This is a genomic window from Actinomadura sp. KC06 (assembly GCF_004348735.1).
In the GTDB taxonomy this organism is placed as follows: Bacteria; Actinomycetota; Actinomycetes; order Streptosporangiales; family Streptosporangiaceae; genus Spirillospora.
Map to the genome: position 1 here is coordinate 120,996 of NZ_SMKT01000003.1, position 23,210 is coordinate 144,205.

Genomic DNA, 23,210 nt, shown 5'->3' on the forward strand with positions numbered 1-23,210 from the left:
AGACCGGCTCCGAGCGGCCCGTCCCTCACGGGTCTACGACGCCGAGGCGGGACGACCGGCTGCCCGATCCGGTCGAGGCGGTACTTTGCATTTTTCGGTGGGTGGGTTCAGTCGGGAGTCTGGCGGGCGTGGTCGCGGGCGGTTCGGATGGCGTGGTTACTCAGGGTTCGCCAGGCGGATGCGGTGAGCGTGGCGGGGCCTCACCCTGCTCACCAACGCCGTCGTCTGTTGGACGGTCGAGTATTACGGCATCGCGGTCGGCGAACTGCGTGGGCAGGGTCGCGACGTGCCCGACGAGCTACTGTCGTTCATCGCGCCCGGCCACCGAGAGAACATCAACTTCTGATTCATCAACGTCGACGTCGACGCCGAACTCGCCAAGCTGTTCGAAGGGTGGCCGCTCCAAGAATGGATCGAGAAGGTGTGGCTGCCGGCACAGGACATCAAGGACAACAGCGGCACCACCTACGAACGTCACCTGCGAATTCGGATCTACCCGACTTTCGGTGACTCGCCCGTCAACACGCTCTTCGACCGGGAGCAGGTCCAGGCATGGGAGATCGGGCTGCGCCGCCGCTATGCCCTCAACACTGTCGACAACGCCCGCAATCTGCTCTCAACGATCCTCGGCGATGCCCGCGATGCCGGATTGGTCGACGTCAACGCCGCCGAGCGCCGCAGACGGCGAGGCAAGGTGGTCGAGCGGCGCGCCCAGGCAGCCCGCAGCGAGCCCCATGGGCGACACCTCTGCAGGCGCTGCTGCTGGCCGAACGGTGCGCCCTTCTGACCGGACGTGACGACGAGTTCGTCATGTGGACCGTGTGCGCCTGGTGCGGGCTGCGGTGGGGTGAACTCATGGGCCTGCAACACCACCACGTAGCGGCGACCAGGCTGACCATCGACGTGCAGTTGGGACCGCCGGATGGCCGTCCGTTCGAGCTCGAGCCCCCCAAGGAGGGCTCCTACCGCAATGACCACCCGCACTACTTCGGCGCGGTCGATCTGCCGCCGTTTCTGGCCGCTCTGCTCACCCGGCAGATGGCGGACCGCCATCCGGCATCGTGCGACTGCGGGGACGACGGGTGCGGCGGCGGCCGGTTCCTGTTCCTCAACAAGCGGGGAGGGCACCACCTGCACGGGACCTACGCCACCCACCCGTGGGAGAAGGCCGTGACCGGCTGGGTCCCGGCCCGCCGTCCACGGCGGGGACGGTCCAGCGGTGCACCGGCCCGCCCGGTCATGGTCGACATGGCGGAAGGCTGGCCGGGCGTGCCCGTTACCCCGACATGGCCCGCAGCGTCCGGCACCACTTGGGCGCCGCCGGTGGTACGAGGGCTCCCCCGCTACGACCAACCCGTCGTCGACGCCCGCGCGGTCGACTGCCCCCGCTGCAGGGCCGCGGCCGGTAAGGCGTGCACCTCCCCCAGCGGAGACAAGCACACGCACCAACCCCGCATCGCCGCCGCCCGCGCGGCCGGGCACATACGGGAACTGGGGCTGACGTCATGGCTGCCGATCAATCCGCGCATGACCCCCCCACAAGTTACGGCACTCGCGCCGGGTGTGGCTGGACGAGATCGCCACCCCCACGATCCTCACCCATGACCGTCTCGGCCACTCGATGCCTGGGATCGGCGGCACTTACGCGCACGTCTCCCCGTTCATGCGGGACCAACTGCGGGCGCGGCTGCAGGCGCGGTGGGAGGCGACGCTGGACGAGCGGCTGGCGATCTGCCCGACGTCCCCGGTGCCGCTGTTGAACGGACTGCTCGCCGCACGGCGGGCGGCCGTCGCCACGCCCCACCTTCAGGTGATCGTCTCCCAACCGTCTCCCAATCGGGTGGGAGACCGCGGCCGCGGCGTTGCGGAGGGCGTGGCGCCGTCCGGCGAGAGCCGTTGAGGATCCGGTCGTTCGTGCAGGTCAGCTGTTATCTGACGGGGAGGCCGGTGACGGTGCGGCCGATGACCAGGCGCTGGATCTCCGAGGTGCCCTCGAAGATGGTGAAGATCTTGGCGTCACGGTGCATGCGCTCGACCGGGTAGTCGCGGGTGTAGCCGTTGCCGCCGAGGATCTGGATGGCCTCCTCGGTGACGTTCACCGCCATCTCGCTCGCCATCAGCTTGGCCATCGAGCCCTCGGCGTTCTCGAAGTCCTTGCCGGTGCGGGCCATCCACGCCGCCCGCCACACCATGAGGCGCGCGGCGTCCAGGCGGCACTTCATGTCGGCCAGCTTGAACGCGACGGCCTGGAAGTCGCCGATCTTCCGGCCGAACTGCTCGCGCTCGCGCGCGTACTGCAGAGCGTAGTCGTAGGCGGCGCGGCCGATGCCGAGGGCCATCGCGCCCACGGACGGACGGGTGGTCTCGAACGTCTTCAGCGCGGCCTGGCCCTTGGAGCGCTTGCCCTCGCGGGTCCGCGCGACGCGCTCGTCGAACTTCTCCTTGCCGCCGACGATGTTGCCGCTGGGGAGGCGGACGTCGTCCAGGATCACCTCGGCGGTGTGGGACGCGCGGATGCCGTGCTTCTTGAACTTCTGGCCCTGCCGCAGGCCCAGGGTGTTCGGCGGGACGATGAAGCTGGCCTGGCCGCGGCTGCCCAGGTCGGGGTGCACGGACGCGACGATGATGTGGACGTCGGCGATGCCGCCGTTCGTCGCCCAGGTCTTGGTGCCGTTCAGCACCCATTCGTCCTTGGCCTCGTCGAAGACGGCGCGGGTGCGGATGGCCCCGACGTCGCTGCCGGCGTCGGGCTCGGACGCGCAGAACGCGCCGAGGCGGACGTCGTCCGGGGTGCCGAACATCTGCGGGACCCACTCGGCGATCTGCTCGTTGGTGCCGACGGCGGCGATGGACGCGGCGGCGAGGCCGGTGCCCACGATGGACAGCCCGATGCCCGCGTCGCCCCAGAACAGTTCCTCGAACGCGACGGGGATGCCGAGGCCGGTCGGCTCGAGCCACTGGGTGGCGAAGAAGTCGAGTGAGTAGATGCCGACCTTGGACGCCTCCTGGATCAGCGGCCAGGGGGTCTCCTCGCGCTCGTCCCACTCCTCGGCGGCGGGACGGATGACGTCCCTGGCGAACCCGTGGACCCAGTCCCTGACCTCGCGGACGTCCTCGCTCGGCTCCAGCGAGAAGGGCGTCGGTTCGGCGCTCGTCATGGCTAATTGACCCTTCCTCCAATATCGCTGTTACCAACGGTAGCACCATCCCGGGTTACCGCGGGTAACACCGTGGCCGACGCCACAGCGCGGCTAGTGGCGGCCGGGCGAGAACGAGCGCGCGGCGGCGTAGCCGGGGACCTCGATCATCGGGGGACGCTCCCCCACGGCCACGTCGGTCGTGCGGGCGTCGTGGCCGTCCGCGGCGCGGTGGAAGCGGGTCAGCGCGGTGGACGGGGCTTCGAGCGGCATCATCCGGCCGTGCCGCTCCAGCCGCGACCAGGCGGTCAGCATGATCTGGCCCGACATCGCCCCGAGGGCTTCGGTCGACTGGTGCGCGTGGACGCGGCGTCCGAGGTCGACCTGCGCGATCGCGTCGAGACCGGAGTCGTGGTAGATGTCCAGGAGGAGGCCCAGTTCGACGCCGTAGCCGGTGACGAACGGGAGGCGCTCCAGCAGCGTGCGGCGTCCGGCGTACTCGCCGCCCAGAGGCTGCATCACTCCGGCGAGCTGCGGCCAGTGCAGGTTGATCAGCGGGCGCGCGACCAGCTCGGTCACCCGTCCGCCGCCGCCCTCCACGCGCCGTTCGCCGTCGACGAGGGGGCGGTCATAGCAGCCTTTGACGTAGCCGACGGACGGGTCGGTGAGCAGCGGCCCCAGCAGGCCCGTCACGTAGGACGAGGTGAACTCGCGCAGGTCGGCGTCCACGAAGACGATCAGGTCGCCGGACGTCACCGCGAGGGACTTCCACAGCGCCTCGCCCTTGCCGGACATGCGGCCGTGCCCGGGCAGGACGGCGTCCTGCGCGACGACCTCGGCGCCCGCCGCGGCTGCCACGGCGGCGGTCCGGTCGGCGGAGCGGGAGTCGACCACGACGATCTCGTCCACCAGCGGGATCCGCTCGACCAGGTCGCGCCGGACGGCGGCGACGATCGCCCCGACCGTCGCCTCCTCGTCGCGCGCGGGCAGCACGACGCTGATCCGCGCGTCGCCCTTGGCGGCGAGCAGCAGCCGCGGCGGCCAGTCCTCCGCCGCGCTGGTGCGGCGGGCCAACCACGATGCGACCTCTGGCAGCACGCGCTCTCCCTCCCGTGCGGGCCGTCCGGGACCCGGCGTCCGTCCTCTTCTAGGGAACGCCAGATCCTCCCAGAACATTCACCACCGGACGGGACGGGCCCGAGGTCATTCGGCGGCGTGCCTGTCCAGGAATTCGTAGACGTCCGCCTCGTCCACGCCCGGGAACGCCCCCGGCGGCAGGACGGACAGGACGTGCGAGTGCGCGCGGGCCGACGGCCACGCCATGCCCTCCCACCGGTCGGACAGCTCCCTCGGGGGCCGCTGGCAGCAGTCGCCGTCCGGGCAGGACGACTTGCGGCGCCGGGTCGACTCCCGGCCGCGGAACCAGCGCGAGTCCTCGAACCGGACGCCCAGCGTGATCGCGAAGTCGCGCTCGTGGCTGGGGTCGATGTGCGACAGGCACCAGTAAGTCCCGCTCGGGGTGTCGGTGTACTGGTAGTAGACGGAGAAGCGGTCGGCGGCGCCGAACACGTGCCGTCCGGCCCATTCACGGCACATCCGCTGGCCCTCGATGGCGCCGTCCTCGTCCTGGGGGAAGTTCAGGCCGTCGTTGGCGTACGCCTTGTAGATGGTGCCGTTCTCGTCGTTCTTGGTGAAGTGCAGCTGCAGGTCGAGGTGGTGGGTCGCGACGTTGGTGAAGCGGTGCGCGGCCATCTCGTAGGAGACGGAGAAGACGTCCGCGAGGTCCTCCACCGACAGCTCCCGCGCGGCCTTGGCCTCCTGCAGGAACGGGACGGCGCTGCGCTCCGGGATCAGGATCGCGGCGCCGAAGTAGTTGGCCTCGACACGCTGGCGCAGGAAGTCGGCGAAGTCGCGGGGCTGGTCGTGGTCGAGCGCGATGTGCCCGAGGGTCTGCAGCAGGATCGTCCGCGGGGTGTGCATGCCGAGCTGCTCGCGCTCCAGGTAGATCCGCCGGTTGCGCAGGTCGGTGACGGACCGGACGGAGCGCGGCAGGTCCTGGACGTACTGCAAGCTGAACCCGAAGTGGCCGACCAGCGTCATCAGCAGCCCCTGCGACACGGCGCCGCGCCGGTAGCCGACGGCGTCGAGGGTCTGGGACGCGATCCGCTCGATCTCGGGGAAGTGGTTGCCGCGCTCGTGCATCTGGCGGCGCAGCTCGGCGTTGGCCTTGCGCGCCTCCTCGGGGCTCGCGGTCGGCTTCGTCCGGCTGCGCTTCAGCTCCCCGTACAGCGCGAGGATGTGCTCGATCACCTCGTTCGGCATCCGCTTGCCGACCCTGAGGTGGGAGAGGCCGAGCGTCCGGTAGAGCGGGTCGCGCTGCGCCTCCTCCAGCTCGATCTCCAGCTGCGCGCGGCGGCTGGGCGGCTGGCGCCGCAGCAGCTCCTCGACCGGGCATTCCAGGGCGGCGGCGAGGGACTGCAGCAGCGACAGCTTCGGCTCGCGCCGGCCGTTCTCCAGCAGGGACAGCTGGGACGGGGCGCGCCCGACGCGCTCGCCGAGCTCCGACAGCGTCATCCCGCGGCCGCGCCGGAGATGGCGGAGCCGCTGGCCGAAGGTGACGAGGTCGACGTCACTCGTGAAGTTGAGGGGTTCTTCTGGTCGCAAGGTCGTCACGGCTTCATGGTAGCGGAAATATCGCACTTCTTTCGTTACTGCTCGGTTCATTAAGGGGTTGCGACCGGGGCATAGTCGTCCACAAGCACCCAGGGGACGACACGGAAGGGCAAGACGATGACTGACAGTCGCCTCAAGGGCGCAGCCGATGAGCTGCGGCGGCAGTGGGAGACCGACCCGCGATGGAAGGGCGTCGAGCGGACCTATACGGCCGAGGACGTCGTGCGCATCCGCGGTTCGGTCCAGGAGGAGCACACGCTCGCGCGCCTCGGCGCCGAGCGGCTCTGGACGCTGCTGCACGAAGAGGACTACGTCAACGCTCTCGGCGCGCTGACCGGGCTCCAGGCCGTCCAGCAGGTGAAGGCGGGCCTCAAGGCCATCTACCTGTCCGGCTGGCAGGTGGCGGCGGACGCCAACCTCGCGGGCCAGACCTACCCCGACCAGAGCATCTACCCGGCGAACTCGGTCCCGGCCGTCGTGCGGCGCATCAACAACGCGCTCATGCGCGCCGACCAGGTCCAGTGGGCGGAGGGCGAGGGCGACACCCACTTCCTCGCGCCGATCGTCGCGGACGCCGAGGCCGGCTTCGGCGGCGTGCTGAACGCCTTCGAGCTGATGAAGGGCATGATCGCCGCGGGCGCCGCGGGCGTGCACTGGGAGGACCAGCTGGCCTCCGAGAAGAAGTGCGGCCACCTCGGCGGCAAGGTCCTCATCCCGACCTCGCAGCACGTCAAGACCCTCAACGCCGCCCGGCTCGCCGCCGACGTGTCCGGCGTGCCGTCACTGATCATCGCGCGGACCGACGCCGAGGCCGCGACCCTGATCACGACGGACGTGGACGAGCGCGACCGCGAGTTCGTGACGGGCGATCGCACCGCCGAGGGCTTCTACCGGGTGCGCAACGGCATCGAGCCCTGCATCGCCCGCGCCAAGGCGTACGCGCCGCACTCCGACCTGATCTGGATGGAGACCGGCACCCCGGACCTGGAGCAGGCCCGCCGGTTCGCCGAGGCCGTCAAGGCCGACTACCCGGACCAGATGCTGGCCTACAACTGCTCGCCGTCCTTCAACTGGAAGGCGCACCTGGACGACTCGACCATCGCGAAGTTCCAGCGCGAGCTCGGCCACATGGGCTACACGTTCCAGTTCATCACCCTGGCGGGCTTCCACGCGCTCAACTACGGCATGTTCGACCTGGCCCACGGCTACGCCCGCGAGGGCATGACGGCCTACGTCGACCTGCAGGAGCGCGAGTTCGCGGCGGCGGAGAGGGGCTTCACGGCGGTCAAGCACCAGCGCGAGGCCGGAACCGGCTACTTCGACCTCGTCAGCACCGCGATCAACCCGGACTCGTCCACCACGGCGCTGAAGGGCTCGACCGAAGAGGGCCAGTTCCACTGACCCTTCGCCGGCCGCCCTTCGGGCCGACCCCCTGAGCAGAAGGCCCCCGCGTTCCTACACCCGCGGGGGCCTTCTGGCCGCCCGGACCCGCACCGACCTGGACGGGTCCGGGTCCGGCGACCTGGACGGGCCGCGTCCGGCGATCTTCCGTCCCCGGCGAGGACACGGTTTCGGCCACATCCGGCAACGGATCTCGACATCGCCCGAAATCAGGTAGATCGTGAGCGCGCTATTGATCACTCGAGGGAGAGGATCTCCGATGGCGCGTCACACCCGGTTCATTCCGTCCCGGGAGAACCCCGGGCGAATGCTTCCGATCGCCGTCGCGGCCGTGAGCGTCGTGGCGCTCGCGCCGGCCGCGTCCGCCGCCGACAAGGGCCACCACAACGGGCGCTACACCCCAGGCGCCTCGGGTGTCGGCGACCCCTATTTCCCGCTTGAGGGCAACGGCGGCTACGACGCCCTGCACTACTCGCTGGACCTGTGCTACGACCCCGACTACGACCAGCTGGACGGGACGGTGACCCTCACCGCCCGCGCCACGCAGAACCTGTCGTCGTTCAACCTCGACCTGTCCGGCATGGACGTCGAGCAGGTCACGGTCGACCGGCGCCGCGCGGACTACAAGCGCCGCGGCCAGGAATTGACGATCACGCCGCGCAAGGGGTTGCGGAAGGGCTCGGTCTTCAAGGCCGCCGTCAAGTACGGCGGCGTGCCGCAGACGATCGTCGGATCGCCGATCGTCTTCGGTTCCCCGTACGGTTTCCTGCACACCCCGGACGGCGCGTTCGTCGGTGCGGAGCCCAACGGGCCGAGCACCTGGTTCCCGGTCAACGACCACCCGAGCGACAAGGCCACCTACGACTACACCCTCACCGTGCCGCAGGGGCTGAAGGCCGTCGCCAACGGGCGGCTCGTCTCGCACCGCAGGTCGGTCGCCTCGTTCAGCCGCCGCCGCGCGCAGACCCGTGCCGAGGTCTTCAAGTGGCGCGAGGACAGCCCGATGGCGAGCTACCTCACCACGATCGACGTCGGCAAGTGGGAGGTCAAGCAGGGCAAGACGCCGGGCGGCGTGCCCAACTACACCTTCGTCGACCCCGTACTGCTGGCGAACCAGCCTGACGCGGTGGACTTCTTCTACAACACCACCAGCGAGGTCACCGACGGGCTGGCGAAGATCTACGGCAGGTACCCGTTCAGCAGCACCGGCGCCATCGCCGACGACGCCCGCTTCAACGGGCAGCCGCTCGGCTTCTCGCTGGAGACCCAGAGCAAGCCGGTGTACTCGGCCGTCCGCAGCGTCGGCACGATCGTCCACGAGCTGGCGCACCAGTGGTTCGGCAACACCGTGTCGCCGAAGCAGTGGGACGACATCTGGCTGAACGAGAGCTTCGCGACCTGGGTCACGTGGCACTGGAACGAGGTCCACGGCGGCAGCTCCGCCGCCCTGCAGGCGCGCGCGACGTACGCGGCGCGGCCGTACCCGGACCGTCCGGGCCGCCCGTTCTGGTCGGTCGTGCTCGGCGACCCGCAGCGCGACACGATGTTCAACGACCGCGTCTACAACGGCGGCGCGATCATGATCCAGATGCTCCGCGAGAAGATCGGCGACGACGACTTCTTCGCCGTCCTGCGGACCTGGCTCGCCCGGTACCAGGACCGCAACGCCGACACCGCCCAGTTCATCGCCCTGACGGAGCAGATCTCCGGCCAGGACCTCGACGCGTTCTTCAAGGACTGGCTCTTCTCCCCCATCAAGCCCGAGATCCAGTAGTACCGGCATATGAAATCGGGCCCCGGCGGGAGACGCCGGGGCCCGTTCCCGTATCGCGCATTCTGTGCGAAATTACGTAGTGGGGGCGGGCCCGCCTGTTTAGGCTCTCGGCAAGTGGGTGTTCTTCCTTGGGTGTGGTGGTACGGCGTCCGCCGTCACACGGCTTATCCGCTCGGTTCCGCCACCGAGGCCGTGACCAACACCGTCTTCGGGTTCATGCGGGCGTACGTGCTGATCGCGCTGTGGCAGGCGCGCCCGTCCCTCGGCGGCTACGACGAGATCGACGCGGTGACGTTCTGCTTCATCACGCAGGCGCTGATCGGACCGGTCCAGATCTTCGGCGGGATGGACCTGACCGAGCGGATCCGCAACGGCGACGTGGCGATCGACCTGCACCGGCCGGCGGGGCTGCAGGGCTGGTGGCTGGCCGACGACCTCGGCCGCGCGGCGGGCTCGCTGCTGCTGCGCGCCGGGCCGCCGCTGCTGGCGGGGGCGCTGGTGTTCCCGTTCCGCCCGCCGGCCCCGGCGAACCTCGCCGCGTTCGCGGCGGCGCTCGTCCTCGCGGTGACGGTGAGCTTCGGGCTGCGCTACCTGGTGGCGATGGGGATGTTCTGGCTGCACGACGACCGCGGCCTCAGCGCCGTCACGCTGGTGATGTCGCTGTTCTTCTCCGGCATGATCCTGCCGCTGGTCGTGTTCCCCGGGGCGCTCGGCGCGATCGCGCGGGCGCTGCCGTGGGCGGCCATGATCCAGGTGCCGGCGGACGTGTTCCTCGGCCGTTACGGCGGCGCCGAGCTGATCGGCGCGCTGGCGTTCCAGGCGGGGTGGGCGGCGGTCCTGCTCGGGCTGGGCGCGCTGGTCACGCGGGCGGCGCGGCGGAAGCTGGTGGTGCACGGTGGCTGACCGCGAACGGGCCGACGGCGAACGGGCCGACGGTGATTGACGCGGGCCGGATGTACGGGCTGCTCGTGTGGACGTGGATCCGGTCGGCGGCGCAGTACCCGGTGTCGATGGTGCTGCTGGCCCTCGCGACGGCCGTCGTCACCGGCCTGGACGCCGCCGCGATCGTGCTGCTGTTCTCGCAGGCGCCGCGCATCGCCGGGTTCGGCGCGTCGGAGGTCCTGTTCCTGTACGGGACGTCGGCGCTGTCGTTCGGGATCTCCGACATCGTGCTCGGCAGCACCGAGCGGCTCGGGCACCACGTGCGGCGGGGGACGCTGGACGCGATGCTGGTGCGGCCGGTGAGCCCGCTCGTCCAGGTCGCGACGGAGGAGTTCTCGCCGCGCCGCTTCGGCAAGCTCGTCCCGGCGGCGGGGGTGCTCGCGTTCGCGCTGACCCGGGTGGACGTGGCGTGGACGCCCGGCCGCGTGGCGATGGTCCCGGTCATGGTGCTGTCCGGGGCGGCCATCTTCGGGGCGCTGTGGGTGCTGACGGCGGCGGTGCAGTTCGTGGTCGTGGACGTCCACGGCGCGAGCAAGTCGCTCACCTACGGGGGCGGGTTCCTCACCCAGTACCCGATGACGATGTTCGCGCGCGACTTCGTCCGCGGCGTGACGTTCGTCGTGCCGCTGGCCTTCGTCAACTGGCAGCCCGCGCTGTACGTCCTGGACCGTGCCGACCCGCTCGGGCTGCCGGGCGCGGCGCGGTTCGCGTCCCCGCTGGTCGCCGCCGCGCTGTGCGGGGCGGCGGCGCTGGCGTGGCGGGCGGGGCTGCGGCACTACCGATCGACAGGGAGCTGATGCCGGGTGACGATGATCCAAGCCGAGAACGTGGTCAAGTCCTTCACCGTCCGGACCAGGCCGGGCGGCGCGCGGCGGCGGACGCGGACGCCGCTGCGCGCGGTCGACGGCGTGTCGTTCACCGTCCAGCCGGGTGAGTTCGTCGGGTACCTCGGCCCGAACGGCGCCGGGAAGTCCACGACGATCAAGATGCTGACCGGGATCCTCACCGCGTCGTCCGGGCGGCTGCGGGTGTGCGGGCTCGACCCGTCGCGGCGGCGCACCTCGCTCGCCCGCCGGATCGGGGTGGTGTTCGGGCAGCGGACGACGCTGTGGTGGGACCTGCCGCTGCGCGACAGCCTCACGCTCGTCCGGCGGCTGTACCGGGTCGAGGCGGGCGCGCACCGGGAGCGGCTGGCGGAGCTGACCGCGCTGCTGGAGCTGGAGCCGTTCCTGGACACGCCGGTCCGGCAGCTCAGCCTGGGCCAGCGGATGCGCGGCGACCTGGCCGCCGCGCTGCTGCACGACCCGGAGCTGCTCGTCCTGGACGAGCCGACGATCGGCCTGGACGTGGTGAGCAAGGCGACCGTCCGCGACTTCCTGGAACGTATCAACGCCGAGCGCGGCACGACGATCCTGCTGACCACGCACGACCTCGGCGACATCGAGCGGCTCTGCCGGCGCGTCCTGATCATCGACCACGGCCGGCTCGCCTACGACGGCGGCCTGGACGAGCTGCGCCGCACCGTGGACGCCGACCGGCTGCTGGTCGTCGAGCTGGACCGGCCGGTCCCGCCGATCGCGCTGGACGGCATCGAGGCGGAGCGGGTGGAGGGGCCGCGGCAGTGGCTGCGGCTGCCGCGCACGGCGAACGCGGCGGCGGTGGTGGCCGAGCTGGCCCGCAGCCACGACGTCCGCGACATCTCGCTGCGGGAGGCGGGGATCGAGGACGTGCTCGCCGGGCTCTACCGCGGCGACCACGCGTACCGGCGCTCGGGCCGTCCCGTGGCGCCGTAGCCGGGCGCCGGCGCGGGGTGCCGACGCCGCCGGATGGTCAGAAGGCCAGGTCGGCGGTGTCGTCTTCGCGGCCGGAGCCCCAGCGGCGCGGCGCCCACGCCGGCATCAGCAGCGCGAGCCCCATCATCCCGTACACGCCGGAGCCGAGGAGCATCCGCAGGCCGAAGTCCATGTCGCCGGCGGGCGGCACCTTGCCGGGCAGGTCGAGGACGCCGTCCGGGTCGATGAGGAACCAGGCGGAGAAGCCGAGCAGCGCCAGCGCGGGGACGAGCGAGACCAGCGGCGACGCCCACCGCGCGACGATGATCACGCCCATCACCAGGCCGACCGCGGCCAGCAGGGCGAACGCGCCGTAGATGCGGGTGCGGTCGGTGATCTCCTGGCCCGTGCCGTCGAAGGACTGGCCGGCCTGCACGTAACCCCAGGCCGCGCCGTACACCAGCCCCGGTGTCAGCAGGACGCCGAGGAAGAAGCCGATCGCGTGGCGCACCGCGCATCACATCCATTCGTTCCGGTCAATCAGCTCCGGTATCGCCCCAATCACAGCATGCACATCGGGCATAGCGCAGTAAATCCGCCCGACGGGGACGACTCGGCGCGACGGACGGCGCCCGGCGGCGGACGGGCGGCAGGCGAATCGCCGGTGCGGGCCAACTCCCGGGCCGGATCCCGCGTCGAATACATAACAAGATCAATAAAGGGCACCGTGCCTCCGACCGCTCTCGGCCCTCCCCCCGCCGGCAGAGGAATCGGTGAGGAGGCGCGCACATGCGCACAGGGGGAACGCAGGTGATCCGGGAGCTCGACCGCGCCGCGGAACCGCGCGTCCGGGCCGCGCCGGCGCGGGCGACCCGGCTGGTGGACGGGTTCACCGACGGCGTCGTGCTGCTCTTCGCGGCGTGGACCGCCGTCTACCATCTCGGGCTGCTCTTCCGTCCGCCCACATGGGTGCTGCTCCTGGTGTGGCTCGGCGGTGCGGCGGCGATCGGCGGGCTCTACGCCGCGCGGCGCGGGTGGTGGACCGGTCCGGTCTGGCGACAGCCTTCCAGGCTGCCGGTCGGACGTGCGAGGTCCGCGCCACGGTGGCTGATCGTCGTCTCGGTGGTCGCGGGGGTGGTGGCGGGGACGTCCGCGGGACTGCATCCGTCCGGCGTCCCGTGGTGGTGCGCGTGGCTCCCGGGGATCGTGAGCGTCGCCGCCTCGGCCGCGTACCTGCTGCTCCGTCGAGGGGCGCCGGACGGCGAAGACGAGGCGGACGACGGCGTCCGGGACTCGTCCGGGGCCGAGGACGACACGCGGTGGGGGACGCCGCTCGCGCTCCTCACCGGCGCCGGGTTCGCGATCGCGTCGCTGTTCATCGTGAACTCCGACGGCGACGACGCGTACTTCATCTCGCGGTCCGTGGCGACGGCGACGACCGGCGAGATCCCGCTCAAGGACGTGATCTTCACCTCGGGCGGGGCGGACGAGATCTCGGGCGAGCCGCCGGTGGCGTCGATCGAGGTCCTCGCCGGGGCCGTGGCGCGGGTCCTCGGCGTCCACGCGGCCTCCTTCGTCTGGTACGCGCTGCTGCCCGCGGTGACGTTCGTCGCCGTCTGGGCGCTGTGGCGGCTGGTCAGGGCGTGGGCGCCGCGCCACGCCGCCCTGTGCTTCGCGGTCGCGGCGGTGTACCTGCTGTGGAGCGGGATGGGCGGGGCATCGCTCGGCTCGTTCCACCTGCTGCGCATGTGGCAGGGCAAGGCGATGCTCGTGTCCGCGCTGATCCCGCTGCTGTTCGTGTACCTGACGCGGTGGGCGGAGCGGCGGACCCGTGGCGATCTGGTCCTCCTCGCCGCCGCCGGGGTCGCGGCGGTGGGGCTGACCTCGTCGGCCGTGTTCGTCGTGCCGCTCGTCGCCGGTGCCGCCGCCGTCGCGCTGATCGCCGCCGGACGCGTCCGGGCGGGCCTCGTCGCGTGTGCGGCGGTGGTGTACCCAATCGGGACGGCGCTCGCGGTGAAGCTCCTCTACGGTGACACGAGCGTGGTCGGGAGGGTGCACGACGCACCGGGCAGCTACCGGTGGGTCCTGCTGCACGCCGCGCTCGGGGTGATCGGCGGGTGCGCGGTGTGGCTGTCGCCGTGGACGGCCCGCCGCGGCGTCCCCGCGCTGATCGCGACCGGCGTCGCGGCGGTGCTGACGGTGCTGATCGTCCCAGGGGTCCTGGAGGCGGCGGCGGACGCGTCGGGCGCCGGCCAGGTGCTCTGGCGGACGATGTGGGTCGTCCCCGCGCCCGCGCTGATCGGGCTGCTCGCCGCAGTGCGGATTCCTATCGGGCGGTGGCCCGGGCCTGCGCGCGCAGCCTCGACCGGGGCCCCGGCCGCCGTGCTCGCGGTGGCGCTGGTCGTGGGCGGGACGCCGGTGTGGTCCGAGTCGAACGGGTCCGCCGTGGCGTCGCGTCCGGCGTGGAAGGTTCCGGCGTCCGCCGTAGGCACGGCACGGGAGGTGGTCGCGCTCGCGGGACCGGACGGCCTCGTGCTGATGCCGCCCGGCGTCATGCGGGTCGTGCCGCTGCTGACCGTCCGCACGCACGCCGTCAACCCGAACAGCCACTATCTGAAGCTGATGCCGGTGCCGCCGCGGTTCATCCACGACCGGAAGGTGCTGTCGGCGGCGGTCCGCGGGCCGCGCAGCGCCAAGCCGGAGGCGTCCGAGGTCGCGGCGGCGCTGGCGCGAACGAAGGTGGACGTGGCCTGCGCGGGCCGCCGCGACGAGCGCGGCCTGGACCTGCTGCGGAACGCCGGGTACGGGGGCGACCGGCGCGTCGGCCGGCTGGTCTGCCTCTTCCCGCCTGCGACCTGACCCGCGCATGCCCGATTCATGGTGGTTCGTTTTGAACGCCGCTATACGGGCATCGGCGTCCCATTCGATCCGACGCACGTTGGAGGAACCATGTCGACCGCCATATGGGTCGTCATCGCCATTGTCATCGTCGCCGGCCTCGCCGCGGCCATGTACCTGGCCTGGACCGGGGCCCGGACGCGGCGGCTCCGGGAGCGCTTCGGCCCCGAGTACGACCGGGCCGTGGAGCGCCAGGGCGGCCGGGCGGCGGCCGAGCGCGAGCTGCGCTCCCGCGAGGAGCGACACGAGGAGCTCGACCTGCACGACCTCGATCCGCGCCGGCGCGAGCAGTACCGCGAGCAGTGGGTCGGCGTCCAGGAGCGCTTCGTCGACGCCCCGGAGGCGGCGGTCGAGCAGGCCGACGGCCTCGTCACGGTGGTGATGGGCGAGCGCGGCTACCCGACGCACGGCTTCGAGGACAAGGTCGCCCACCTGTCGGTGGAGCACGGCCGCACGATGGACCACTACCGCCGCGCCCGCACCATCAGCGACCGGGCGGCGTCCAAGCAGGCGTCCACCGAGGACCTGCGGCAGGCCATGGTGCACTACCGCGCCCTGTTCGACGAGCTGCTGGCCGCGCCTGCCGCCAGCACCGGCGGCACGGCGGGCGGCGCCGGCGACCGCACCCCGAGGAGCTGACCCCGATGGAGCACAGGCGACCCGAGGGCAAGGCGCCGGGCCCGGGCGGCGGGCTCACCGCGGACGAGCGCGCCCGCGCCGCCGGGACGGCCGATCCCGGCGTGGCCGGCGACACGCACGTCGCCGGTCCCGCGCCGAAGCCGCCCGTGATGGACGCGCCAGGCCCCGCCACAGCGCCGCCTGCCACGGCGCCGCCGCCCACCGTCCCGGCCAAGCCATCCGGGCGGACGGAGCGATCCGAGCAGGCGAAGCCATCCGCGCAGGCCGCGCAATCTGCGCGGGCGGAGCGCTCCAAACCGGCGGCATCGCCGGGGCCGCTGCTCGACCCGGCCGAGGCCGAGCGGTTCCGGGAGCGCTGGCGCGAGGTGCAGTCCGGGTTCGTCGACGACCCGGGCGAGGCCGTCCGCCGGGCGGACGGCCTCGCGTCGGACGCCGTCGACGCGCTCGGGCGCGCGATCGCCGCGCACCGGCGGAGCCTCGCGGAGGACTCCGCGAAGGACGGGCGGCCCGACACCGAGCGGCTCCGCCTGGCGCTGCACGGCTACCGCGACCTGCTGAACCGGGTCATCGACGCCTGACCGGCGAACCGGCGACGACGTCTGACCGGCGCCACCGCCCCGAGCGGCCGAGCGGCCGCTCGGGCGGTGGCATCAGCCGTTCAGCAGGAACCGGGTGACCGCTGCACGGCCCTCCGTCCCGCTCTCCCGGTTCTGGATGGAGTGCACGGCGCCCTTGATCACGACGAGCTTGCCGCGCGGCGAGTAGCCGAGCACCTCCCGCGCCCATTCGACCGGCGTGGACAGGTCGCGGTCGCCGTTCACCAGCAGCACCGGGACGGGCAGCTTGGCGCGCGGCGGCTCGGCGTTGTGCCGGGACCAGGGCCAGGTCAGGCATTCCTGGATGAACCCGTTCCCCACGGCCGTGTCGGCGGTGAACGGCCAGGTGGCCCGTTCGGGGAGGGTCCGGCGGGTCCGCTCCAGCGCGGCCGGGCGGGCGGACGGCCGCGTCTCCGACGTCCCCCACGGGAAGTGGCCGTCGCCGCAGATCGTGGCGATGTGCAGGCCCGAGCTGTACTGCGCGACGGGATCGCCGCCCTGGTTCAGGATCTGCAGGAGCCGGTCGAGCCGCGCCGGGTTCCCGTTCCGGGCCTCGTGGATCGCCGACACGACGTCGCCCGCGCCGCCGAGCGCGTTCGGGTCGCGGTACGTGGCGTCGACGTACTCGTAGGTGACCAGCATGTCCCAGATCAGCACGGAGTCCGTGCGGTGCCGGACGACCCAGGCCAGTTCCTCGGCCGGGTCGAAGCCGCACGCGGGGGCGGTCGCGCACGCGTCCCGCAGGACCCGGCCGGTGGCGCGCAGGCTCGTCAGGTAGAGCATGTTGTCGCGCTGCGGGTCGCGGTGCGGCACGACCGAGTCCAGGACGAGCTTGCGCACGTGCCGCGGATGGCGCGCGGTGTAGGCGGCGGCGGTGATGGTGCCGTAGGAGACGCCGTCCACCGTCATCGACCGGACGCCGAGCGCCCCGCGCAGCAGGTCGATGTCGCCGACGGTCTGCTCGGTCGTGTAGTAGTGCCGCCGATCCCCGAGGACGCCGGCGCATTCGGCCACCGCTTCGGGCGTGGGCGGCTCGATGTCGCCGCTGCCGACCTGGGCCTGCAGCGCGGGGCAGTCGATGGCGCCGAACTCGCCGGTGCCGCGCTGGTCGACCATGACGAGCCGGTAGTTCTTCATCACGTCCGGCATGCGCTGTGCGATGCGGCTGATGTACGGGACGCCGGGCTGTCCGGGGCCTCCGGTCAGGAACATCAGGACGCCCTTCGGCGCGTCCGCGTTGTCAGCCGTGGCCACCTGCAGCCGCAGCGTCTCCGGCCCGCCCGGATGCCGGTGGTCGAGCGGCACGGTCAGGAACGAGCAGGTGAATCCCGCCTGGCCGGGACAGGGACGGGGGTCGGTCAGGACCGGTCCAGAGTTGCCGGACGGGGATGGCCCGTCCGGCGGCGTGGGTGTCGCTGCGGCCGTCGCCCCGCCCGGCGCGACGAGCGCGAGGACGAGGGCGAACGCCGCGATGGAACGTGATCGCATGCGCTGATCATGACCCGGTGATCCGCGCGGTGGTGAGATCTCGCCGGATCCGGTCATGCCGCCGCGACCGGCGGCGCCGAGTGGTCTTCTCCGCCGACCCCCGGCCATTCCCCCGCAACGGACTTTATGTACACAAAGTCACGACTTCGAGTCCGGAAAGTGATATCGCCACTACTGGTGGTCCGCTCCCAAAATGGGACACTTTTTGGGCGGGGGTCGTGAACCTCGCCGCCGACCCGTGGAGGAGCCGGATGCAGACCTGGGACGTCATGCGCCAGGACGACCTCGGCAACACTTTCCATGTGGCCTCGCACGATTCGCGGATTTCGGCGCTCGCCCAGGTCCTGGTGATGGAAAGCGGCGTCAAGCACAGGCAGATGTATTGGGTGGACGGCCCTCCGGGGCCGGTCGTCCGCACGAACCGCGATCTGTATCTGGTGTTCCTGCACCTCGGCCAGGAGGCCAGGGCGGCGTCGTGGTCGCTGTCGGCGTTCCTGCGCGCACTGTGGAAGGTCAGCGCTCCGCTCAGTGACCAGGCGCAATTGGAGCCGGACGACGTCGCGGCGATGTTCCGGGCGGCGTCCACGACGCCGCCCGCCGACTTCGACCCCGCGTGGAGCGGCAAGGACCTGTCGCTGCCCGGCGACGAACCGGACGGGTACGCCGACTGGGAGCGCGTCCTGCTCTCCCAGATCGCCGACCTGGAGGACTTCCTGATCGCTCCCCCGGGCCCGCAGGCCAGGTTCGGCGTGGACGCCCCGCGCCCGCCCGGCTCCGGCGCCCGCGCCACCCCCGCCCGCTGGTACAACTTCGACCCGGCCACGTACCTGGAGTGCGCCGTCGCGGGGAGCCTCGGCGGATGGGACGCCGCCGACGGCGCCCGCGTGCCGCTGCCCGCGGCGCCCGGCGAGGCGCCCGCCCGCTCCTACGTCCGCACGATCACCACCATGACCTGGGACGACCTGTCGCGCATCGCGGTCTGCGGCCAGGTGTACGAGTAGCCCCGGCGACCGGCGCCGGCCCGCCCGGATTGTCCGTACGGCGTGGTAGGACTGGGAGCATGAGCGACAGGCCGGTCGAGTTCGACGACCGGGACGGCTGGTGGCTGGCGCAGGCGCGCCCGCATCCCGCGCTGCGCCCCTTCCTGCGCTCCTACGACGGCTACTGGGAGACCGAGATCGTCCCGACCCGGATGCGGACCCTGCCGACCCGCACCGCCGTCGTGATCATCAACCTCGGGCCGCCGCTCCTCATGCAGGTGCCGGGCGGCGTCCCCGATCGCGAGTACGGGTCGTTCGTCGCCGGGATGTACGACGGCCACGGCATGTACCTCAGCCCGGGCGGGCAGCGCGGCGTCCAGCTCGACGTGACGCCGCTCGGCGCCTACACGCTGTTCGGCGTCCCGATGGCCCACCTGACCAACTCCGCCGTCGAGCTGTCCGACCTGCTCGGACGGAGCGCGCACACGCTCGTGGAGCGGCTCGCGGCCGCCCCGTCCTGGAGCGAGCGGTTCGACGTCCTGGACGCGTTCCTGCTGCGCCGCCTGGAGGCCGGTCCCGTGCCCGACCCGGAGGTCGTCCGGGCGTGGCGGCTGCTGAACGGCGACCTCGCGCTGACCGTCGCCGACATCGCCGCCGACGTCGGCTGGAGCCGCAAGCACCTCACCCACCGGTTCCGGGAGCAGGCCGGGCTGCCGCCCAAGGTGATGGCCCGCGTGATCCGCTTCCAGCGCGCCGTGGGGCTGCTGACCGGCGGCGCGGCGCTCGCCGACGCCGCGTTCGCCTGCGGCTACTACGACCAGGCGCACCTCAACCGCGAGTTCCGCGCCCTGTCCGGCTGCACGCCGCGCGAGCTGATCGGCGGGCAGTTGGAGCAGCAGCGCGTCACCACCCTCGCCGAACCCGTCTGACCACGGCCGCTCCAGGGCTGTTCCGGGGCCGTTCCAGGGCTGGACGCGGACCGGACACGGGGTGACGATCGGGGCATGCCGCGCCTGATCCTGCTCGGTGTCGGAACGGCCCGCTCGCCGCGGCACGCCCCGGCCGGGCTGCTGGTCGAGTACGGGCACGCGCGGGTCGGGCTGGACGGCGGTCCCGGCTCGGAGCCGCCGGAGAGCTCGCAGGCGTGGCTCGTCCGCGACGAGCAGGGCCCTCACCAGGCGGTCCTGATCCGGATCGCGCGGGAGTGCGGCATGCCCGCGCCCGTCCTCGCGCCGTTCCGGCGCGGGTCGCTGCGCATCGAGCCGCTGCCGGTCCCGCATCCCGGCGGCGCCATGCACGGCTACCGGATCATCGCCGGGCACCGCACGTGCGTGTGGGCGCCGGAGTTCGCCGAGCCGCCCGGCTGGGCGCGGGACGCCGACCTGATGTTCGCCGGCGTCCCGCCCGGCGGGCCCGCGGACGAGGCCGTCCGGGCGGTGCGGCGGCTCGGCGTGGCCCGGCTCATCCTCGTCCGGCCGCCGCCCGCGGCGGGACGCGAGGAGCCGCCGCCGCCCGCCGAGTGGGGCGTCGCGGGCGGCCTCTACCGGATGTGAGCGGCCCTCAGCCCTGGTGGACGCCCCCGCCGAGGTTCATCACGATCACGCCCACCACGATGATCACCGCGCCGGCGATGGTGAGCGGCTTGACCTGCTCGTCGAACAGCAGCACGCCGCCGGCGAAGGCGCCGATCGTGCCGAGCGCCGACCAGATCGCGTAGACGGGCCCGACGTTCAGGGACGTCAGCGCCTTCGCCATGAAGAAGAACGAGATCAGGTACCCCACGACCACGACCACCGCGGGCCCGGCCTTGGTGAACCCGTCGGACGCGCGCATCGACAGCGTGGCGGTGACCTCGAAGGCGATCGCGAGAGCGAGCAGCACGAACGGCATCAGCGGCCCTCTCCCCGCGCGCCCTCTCCCTGCTCGCCGTACTTCGCGGCGACGGTCTCGAAGACCTTCATGTCGGCGTCGAACGGGGAGCCGGGACGCGGCCAGTGCAGCACGATCTCGGTGATGCCCAGCTCGGCGTAGCGGCCCGCGAGGTCGTCGAACGAGCCGGCCGAGTCCAGCCACGGCTCGCCGCTGAACCCCGTCAGCAGGACCCTGCCCTCGATCTCGCGGCCCTCCGCCTCGCACGCGGCGTCCAGCGCCTCCAGCCGGGAGCGGACCGTGTCCTGCGCCGTCCCGCCCTCGGGACGTCCGCTGGTCACCCACCCGGCGCCGTGCCGGGCGGCGAGGCGCATGCCGCGCGGGCCGTTCCCCGCGATGACGAACGGCACGCGGGGCCGCTGCACGCAGCCCGGCTCCAAGACGACCTCCCGCGCCGTGTAGTGCGTCCCCTCGAAGGTCGTCTCCGGCTGCCGCAGGAGCCTGTCGAGCAGCCCGACCCATTCGGCGAAGCGGGAGGCGCGCTCGCCGGGCGTCCAGTCCTCGCCGCCGAGGACGCCCGCGTCGGAGGCGCGGCGGGTACCGCCGGACCCGATGCCGATCGCCAGCCGCCCGCCGCTGACGTGGTCGATCGTCTTGATCGCGTGCGCGGTCGGGACGGGATGGCGGAAGTTCGGGGAGGTGACCAGGGTCCCGATCCGCACCCGCGAGGTGACCGCCGCGGCCGCGGCCAGCGTCGTGTACGCGTCGTACCAGGGCGTCGCGCCCCGCCACGCGATGTGGTCGTACACCCAGGCGTGCCGGAACCCGAGGTCCTCGGCGCGCCGCCACAGCTCCCCCGCCTCCGGCCAGGACTGCATGGGCCACATCACGGTGCCGATCCTCGGTGCGGTCACCGGTCCCCCTCCGCTCTCGTGCCGGACGTCCCCGGACGGAACGTCCATCCAAACAGAATCACGACGGCGCGCGGGCCAGCCACCGGTTCAGCGCCCACCACCAGTGCGCGGCGCGGGACACCGCCGCCCCGCCCGAAGGATCCAGCAGCGGGCGCCCGGTCAGCTCCTGCAGCCGCCGGATCCGGTACTTGACCGTGTTGCCGTGGACGTGCAGCGCCGCGGCCGTCGGCTCGATCCGGCCGCCGTGGTCGAGGTAGGCGAGACCCGTCTCGGCCAGCTCGCGGTGGAACGGCTCGTCCGGGTCGAGGCCCGCCAGCAGCGCGCCGGCGAGCAGGCAGCCGAGCTCCGGCTCCGCCTCGGTGACGGTGAGCAGCGCCAGGTCGGTGAGGTCCCGCATCCCCGTGAGCCCGGCGTCGGCGCCCGCGCGCAGCGCCCGCCGTCCCAGCCCGTACATCGTCGCGACCTCGGCAGGACGTGCGGGAGGAGCGGCCACGAGCAGCGGACCGGGCGTGGCATGCGGCTCCGGGAGGCGGGTGACCAGCGCCGCGAACCGCCCGTCGACCAGCCCGCACAGGCCGGGCCCCGCCGCGGTCAGCTCCGCCTCCAGCCGCGCCGCCACCGCCGGGTCGCTGACGTCGGAGACCACGCAGCGGTACGCGCCGGACGGGTCGAGCGGCGCGAGCACCGGGACGGCCTCGCCGTGCAGGAGCTGCCGCAGCATCTGCACGCGGCCCTCCCGCATCGTGCGGGCCATCTCCAGCTCGGCGACCCGGTGCGCGTGGACCATCCGGTGGACGAGCGCGGTGGTGATCTCGTCGATGCGGGTGACGCCGTCGAGGAGCGCGGCGTCCGGGACGCCCTCGCGGCGGCCGGCGGCGACGAGCGTCCGGACGAGATGGGCGCGGCCGGCCTGAAAGCCGTCCAGGAACGCCTCGACCGGCACGCCCTGCCGCGCCCGGTCCGAGCCGAGCCGCTCCGCCGCGGCGAGGACGTCGGGACCGGGGCCGCCGCCCTCCAGCGCGGCGAGCACGCCCCGCACGAGCGCGCGGGTGTGCCGCCTGGTCTCCTCCTCGGGCAGCGCCGCCACCAGCGCGGACCGGCCGCGGGCGGCGCGGACGGTCGCCTCCAGCAGCACCGGGTCGTCGCCGTGCTCGATCAGCAACCGCAGGAACCGGTCGCCGGCGCTGGGCTCCATCCCCCCATTCTGCGCCTTGTTTGTCCCATCCGGACAACCCGTCCTGGAACGCTTGGATCGTTCCGGTCTAGCCGGACTGCCGCAGATGGTGTTCGGTGGGGGCAGACGAGCCGAGGAGTACGCCGATGTCCGACGAAGACGAGTTCCTGGAGAAGCTGCCGACCGACCTGATCTTCAACCTGCCGCCCACGTTCGACGACGTCGCGGACGAGCGCCGCCACCGCAAGGAGCGCCTCGCCGCCGCGCTGCGCATCTTCGGCAAGCTCGGCTTCGAGGAGGGCGTGGCCGGGCACATCACGGCCCGCGATCCGGAGCGCTCCGACCATTTCTGGGTCAATCCGTTCGGGATGTCGTTCAAGCACATCAGGGTCAGCGACCTGATCCTGGTGAACCACGAGGGCAAGGTCGTCGAGGGCCGCTACCCCGTCAACGAGGCCGCGTTCGCGATCCACTCCCAGATCCACCAGGCCAGGCCGGGCGTCGTCGCCGCCGCGCACAGCCACTCCACCTACGGGCGGGCGCTGTCCGCGCTCGGCCGGAAGCTGGAGCCGATCACGCAGGACGTGTGCGCGTTCTACCAGGACCACGGCCTGTTCGACGACTACACCGGCGTCGTCACCGACCTGGAGGAGGGCAAGCGCATCGCCGCCGCGCTCGGCGACGCCAAGGCCGTCATCCTGCGCAACCACGGCCTGCTCACGGTCGGCGACACCGTGGACGCCGCCGCCTGGTGGTTCATCACGATGGAGCGCTCGTGCCAGGTGCAGCTCCTCGCCAAGGCCGCCGGGCAGGTCGTCCCGATCGAGCACGACAACGCCGTCCTGACCCACGAGCAGATCGGCAACGACCTGGTCGGCTGGATCAACTACCAGCCGCTCTACGACCAGATCACCCGCGAGCAGCCAGACCTGTTCGACTAGTCCGGCCTGTGC

The 23,210-nt window shown here is 72.4% G+C and carries 23 protein-coding genes; 15 read left to right on the plus strand and 8 right to left on the minus strand.

The features are described 5' to 3' along the window. Positions 1 to 421 precede the first annotated feature (421 nt). The 3 genes from E1287_RS02170 to E1287_RS02180 all read left to right on the plus strand — a co-directional run bounded on the left by E1287_RS02170 (position 422) and on the right by E1287_RS02180 (position 1,900). Positions 422 to 787, plus strand: a complete 366-nt coding sequence (locus E1287_RS02170; protein ID WP_131963000.1) for a hypothetical protein — start codon at positions 422 to 424, stop codon at positions 785 to 787. Between the two features lie 68 nt (positions 788 to 855). Further along, positions 856 to 1,605, plus strand: coding sequence for a hypothetical protein (locus E1287_RS02175; protein ID WP_131963002.1), 750 nt, complete (start codon positions 856 to 858; stop codon positions 1,603 to 1,605). Next, positions 1,562 to 1,900, plus strand: a complete 339-nt coding sequence (locus tag E1287_RS02180; protein WP_131963004.1) for a hypothetical protein — start codon at positions 1,562 to 1,564, stop codon at positions 1,898 to 1,900. The genes E1287_RS02175 and E1287_RS02180 overlap by 44 nt, the downstream gene beginning before the upstream one ends. A gap of 28 nt (positions 1,901 to 1,928) precedes the next feature. On the opposite strand, the gene E1287_RS02185 is transcribed toward E1287_RS02180, so the two are convergent. The 3 genes from E1287_RS02185 to E1287_RS02195 form a co-directional block, all read right to left on the minus strand. Further along, positions 1,929 to 3,158, minus strand: a complete 1,230-nt coding sequence (locus tag E1287_RS02185; RefSeq protein WP_131963006.1) for an acyl-CoA dehydrogenase family protein — start codon at positions 3,156 to 3,158, stop codon at positions 1,929 to 1,931. A gap of 93 nt (positions 3,159 to 3,251) precedes the next feature. Continuing rightward, complete coding sequence (locus E1287_RS02190; RefSeq protein WP_207933971.1) at positions 3,252 to 4,235, minus strand: glucosyl-3-phosphoglycerate synthase; 984 nt, start codon at positions 4,233 to 4,235, stop codon at positions 3,252 to 3,254. Between the two features lie 105 nt (positions 4,236 to 4,340). Beyond that, the gene (locus tag E1287_RS02195) at positions 4,341 to 5,810 is read right to left on the minus strand and encodes an XRE family transcriptional regulator (protein ID WP_131963010.1); all 1,470 of its coding nucleotides are present in this window, start codon (positions 5,808 to 5,810) and stop codon (positions 4,341 to 4,343) included. A 117-nt stretch (positions 5,811 to 5,927) separates the two neighbouring features. Between E1287_RS02195 and aceA the strand changes: the two genes are divergently transcribed. The 5 genes from aceA to E1287_RS02220 all read left to right on the plus strand — a co-directional run bounded on the left by aceA (position 5,928) and on the right by E1287_RS02220 (position 11,720). Then, positions 5,928 to 7,211 carry an isocitrate lyase gene (aceA, locus tag E1287_RS02200; RefSeq protein WP_131963012.1) on the plus strand — a complete coding sequence of 428 codons (1,284 nt, stop codon included), beginning with the start codon at positions 5,928 to 5,930 and terminating at the stop codon, positions 7,209 to 7,211. A 259-nt stretch (positions 7,212 to 7,470) separates the two neighbouring features. Continuing rightward, positions 7,471 to 8,985, plus strand: a complete 1,515-nt coding sequence (locus E1287_RS02205) for a M1 family metallopeptidase (RefSeq protein WP_131963014.1) — start codon at positions 7,471 to 7,473, stop codon at positions 8,983 to 8,985. Positions 8,986 to 9,099: 114 nt separating this feature from the next. Continuing rightward, complete coding sequence (locus tag E1287_RS02210; RefSeq protein ID WP_131963016.1) at positions 9,100 to 9,888, plus strand: ABC-2 family transporter protein; 789 nt, start codon at positions 9,100 to 9,102, stop codon at positions 9,886 to 9,888. Positions 9,889 to 9,920: 32 nt separating this feature from the next. Continuing rightward, complete coding sequence (locus E1287_RS02215; protein ID WP_243718514.1) at positions 9,921 to 10,724, plus strand: ABC-2 family transporter protein; 804 nt, start codon at positions 9,921 to 9,923, stop codon at positions 10,722 to 10,724. A 12-nt stretch (positions 10,725 to 10,736) separates the two neighbouring features. Next, complete coding sequence (locus tag E1287_RS02220) at positions 10,737 to 11,720, plus strand: ATP-binding cassette domain-containing protein (RefSeq protein WP_131963072.1); 984 nt, start codon at positions 10,737 to 10,739, stop codon at positions 11,718 to 11,720. Between the two features lie 37 nt (positions 11,721 to 11,757). Here E1287_RS02220 and E1287_RS02225 read toward each other — a convergent pair whose 3' ends face one another. Next, the gene (locus E1287_RS02225; RefSeq protein ID WP_131963018.1) at positions 11,758 to 12,210 is read right to left on the minus strand and encodes a hypothetical protein; all 453 of its coding nucleotides are present in this window, start codon (positions 12,208 to 12,210) and stop codon (positions 11,758 to 11,760) included. A gap of 278 nt (positions 12,211 to 12,488) precedes the next feature. On the opposite strand from E1287_RS02225, the gene E1287_RS02230 reads away from it, so the two are divergent. The 3 genes from E1287_RS02230 to E1287_RS02240 all read left to right on the plus strand — a co-directional run bounded on the left by E1287_RS02230 (position 12,489) and on the right by E1287_RS02240 (position 15,814). Next, positions 12,489 to 14,558 (plus strand): DUF6077 domain-containing protein, encoded by a 2,070-nt coding sequence (locus E1287_RS02230; RefSeq protein WP_131963020.1) that lies wholly within the window; start codon positions 12,489 to 12,491, stop codon positions 14,556 to 14,558. A gap of 90 nt (positions 14,559 to 14,648) precedes the next feature. Continuing rightward, positions 14,649 to 15,236, plus strand: a complete 588-nt coding sequence (locus E1287_RS02235; RefSeq protein ID WP_131963022.1) for a hypothetical protein — start codon at positions 14,649 to 14,651, stop codon at positions 15,234 to 15,236. A gap of 5 nt (positions 15,237 to 15,241) precedes the next feature. Continuing rightward, positions 15,242 to 15,814 carry a hypothetical protein gene (locus tag E1287_RS02240; protein ID WP_131963024.1) on the plus strand — a complete coding sequence of 191 codons (573 nt, stop codon included), beginning with the start codon at positions 15,242 to 15,244 and terminating at the stop codon, positions 15,812 to 15,814. Positions 15,815 to 15,886: 72 nt separating this feature from the next. Here E1287_RS02240 and E1287_RS02245 read toward each other — a convergent pair whose 3' ends face one another. Beyond that, positions 15,887 to 17,320, minus strand: coding sequence for an alpha/beta hydrolase (locus E1287_RS02245; RefSeq protein WP_131963026.1), 1,434 nt, complete (start codon positions 17,318 to 17,320; stop codon positions 15,887 to 15,889). A 251-nt stretch (positions 17,321 to 17,571) separates the two neighbouring features. Between E1287_RS02245 and E1287_RS02250 the strand changes: the two genes are divergently transcribed. The 3 genes from E1287_RS02250 (at position 17,572) to E1287_RS02260 (ending at position 19,853) form a co-directional block, all read left to right on the plus strand. Further along, positions 17,572 to 18,321, plus strand: coding sequence for a hypothetical protein (locus E1287_RS02250; protein WP_131963028.1), 750 nt, complete (start codon positions 17,572 to 17,574; stop codon positions 18,319 to 18,321). A 59-nt stretch (positions 18,322 to 18,380) separates the two neighbouring features. Then, the gene (locus E1287_RS02255; protein WP_131963030.1) at positions 18,381 to 19,229 is read left to right on the plus strand and encodes an AraC family transcriptional regulator; all 849 of its coding nucleotides are present in this window, start codon (positions 18,381 to 18,383) and stop codon (positions 19,227 to 19,229) included. Positions 19,230 to 19,304: 75 nt separating this feature from the next. Further along, the gene (locus E1287_RS02260) at positions 19,305 to 19,853 is read left to right on the plus strand and encodes a hypothetical protein (RefSeq protein WP_131963032.1); all 549 of its coding nucleotides are present in this window, start codon (positions 19,305 to 19,307) and stop codon (positions 19,851 to 19,853) included. A gap of 7 nt (positions 19,854 to 19,860) precedes the next feature. On the opposite strand, the gene E1287_RS02265 is transcribed toward E1287_RS02260, so the two are convergent. From E1287_RS02265 to E1287_RS02275, 3 genes are read right to left on the minus strand one after another with little or no spacing between them, the layout of a single operon-like run. Continuing rightward, positions 19,861 to 20,190, minus strand: coding sequence for a multidrug efflux SMR transporter (locus E1287_RS02265; protein WP_131963034.1), 330 nt, complete (start codon positions 20,188 to 20,190; stop codon positions 19,861 to 19,863). Further along, entirely contained in the window at positions 20,190 to 21,083 is an 894-nt protein-coding gene (locus E1287_RS02270) for an LLM class flavin-dependent oxidoreductase (RefSeq protein WP_207933973.1), read from the minus strand. Before E1287_RS02270 ends, E1287_RS02265 begins: the two co-directional genes overlap by 1 nt. A 58-nt stretch (positions 21,084 to 21,141) precedes the next feature. After that, positions 21,142 to 22,278: a helix-turn-helix domain-containing protein gene (locus E1287_RS02275; protein ID WP_131963038.1), complete on the minus strand. Its 1,137-nt coding sequence runs from the start codon at positions 22,276 to 22,278 to the stop codon at positions 21,142 to 21,144. Positions 22,279 to 22,403: 125 nt separating this feature from the next. On the opposite strand from E1287_RS02275, the gene E1287_RS02280 reads away from it, so the two are divergent. Next, positions 22,404 to 23,198: a class II aldolase/adducin family protein gene (locus E1287_RS02280; RefSeq protein WP_131963040.1), complete on the plus strand. Its 795-nt coding sequence runs from the start codon at positions 22,404 to 22,406 to the stop codon at positions 23,196 to 23,198. Positions 23,199 to 23,210 lie beyond the last annotated feature (12 nt).

Coding starts and splice junctions, on each gene's coding strand:
- E1287_RS02240 (WP_131963024.1), top strand. CDS start 15,242: ATGGAGCACAGGCGACCCGAGGGCAAGGCGCCGGGCCCGGGCGGCGGG.
- E1287_RS02245 (WP_131963026.1), bottom strand. CDS start 17,320: ATGCGATCACGTTCCATCGCGGCGTTCGCCCTCGTCCTCGCGCTCGTC.
- E1287_RS02265 (WP_131963034.1), bottom strand. CDS start 20,190: ATGCCGTTCGTGCTGCTCGCTCTCGCGATCGCCTTCGAGGTCACCGCC.
- E1287_RS02255 (WP_131963030.1), top strand. CDS start 18,381: ATGAGCGACAGGCCGGTCGAGTTCGACGACCGGGACGGCTGGTGGCTG.
- E1287_RS02275 (WP_131963038.1), bottom strand. CDS start 22,278: ATGGAGCCCAGCGCCGGCGACCGGTTCCTGCGGTTGCTGATCGAGCAC.
- E1287_RS02175 (WP_131963002.1), top strand. CDS start 856: ATGGGCCTGCAACACCACCACGTAGCGGCGACCAGGCTGACCATCGAC.
- E1287_RS02220 (WP_131963072.1), top strand. CDS start 10,737: ATGATCCAAGCCGAGAACGTGGTCAAGTCCTTCACCGTCCGGACCAGG.
- E1287_RS02250 (WP_131963028.1), top strand. CDS start 17,572: ATGCAGACCTGGGACGTCATGCGCCAGGACGACCTCGGCAACACTTTC.
- E1287_RS02230 (WP_131963020.1), top strand. CDS start 12,489: ATGCGCACAGGGGGAACGCAGGTGATCCGGGAGCTCGACCGCGCCGCG.
- E1287_RS02260 (WP_131963032.1), top strand. CDS start 19,305: ATGCCGCGCCTGATCCTGCTCGGTGTCGGAACGGCCCGCTCGCCGCGG.
- E1287_RS02280 (WP_131963040.1), top strand. CDS start 22,404: ATGTCCGACGAAGACGAGTTCCTGGAGAAGCTGCCGACCGACCTGATC.
- aceA (WP_131963012.1), top strand. CDS start 5,928: ATGACTGACAGTCGCCTCAAGGGCGCAGCCGATGAGCTGCGGCGGCAG.
- E1287_RS02185 (WP_131963006.1), bottom strand. CDS start 3,158: ATGACGAGCGCCGAACCGACGCCCTTCTCGCTGGAGCCGAGCGAGGAC.
- E1287_RS02205 (WP_131963014.1), top strand. CDS start 7,471: ATGGCGCGTCACACCCGGTTCATTCCGTCCCGGGAGAACCCCGGGCGA.
- E1287_RS02235 (WP_131963022.1), top strand. CDS start 14,649: ATGTCGACCGCCATATGGGTCGTCATCGCCATTGTCATCGTCGCCGGC.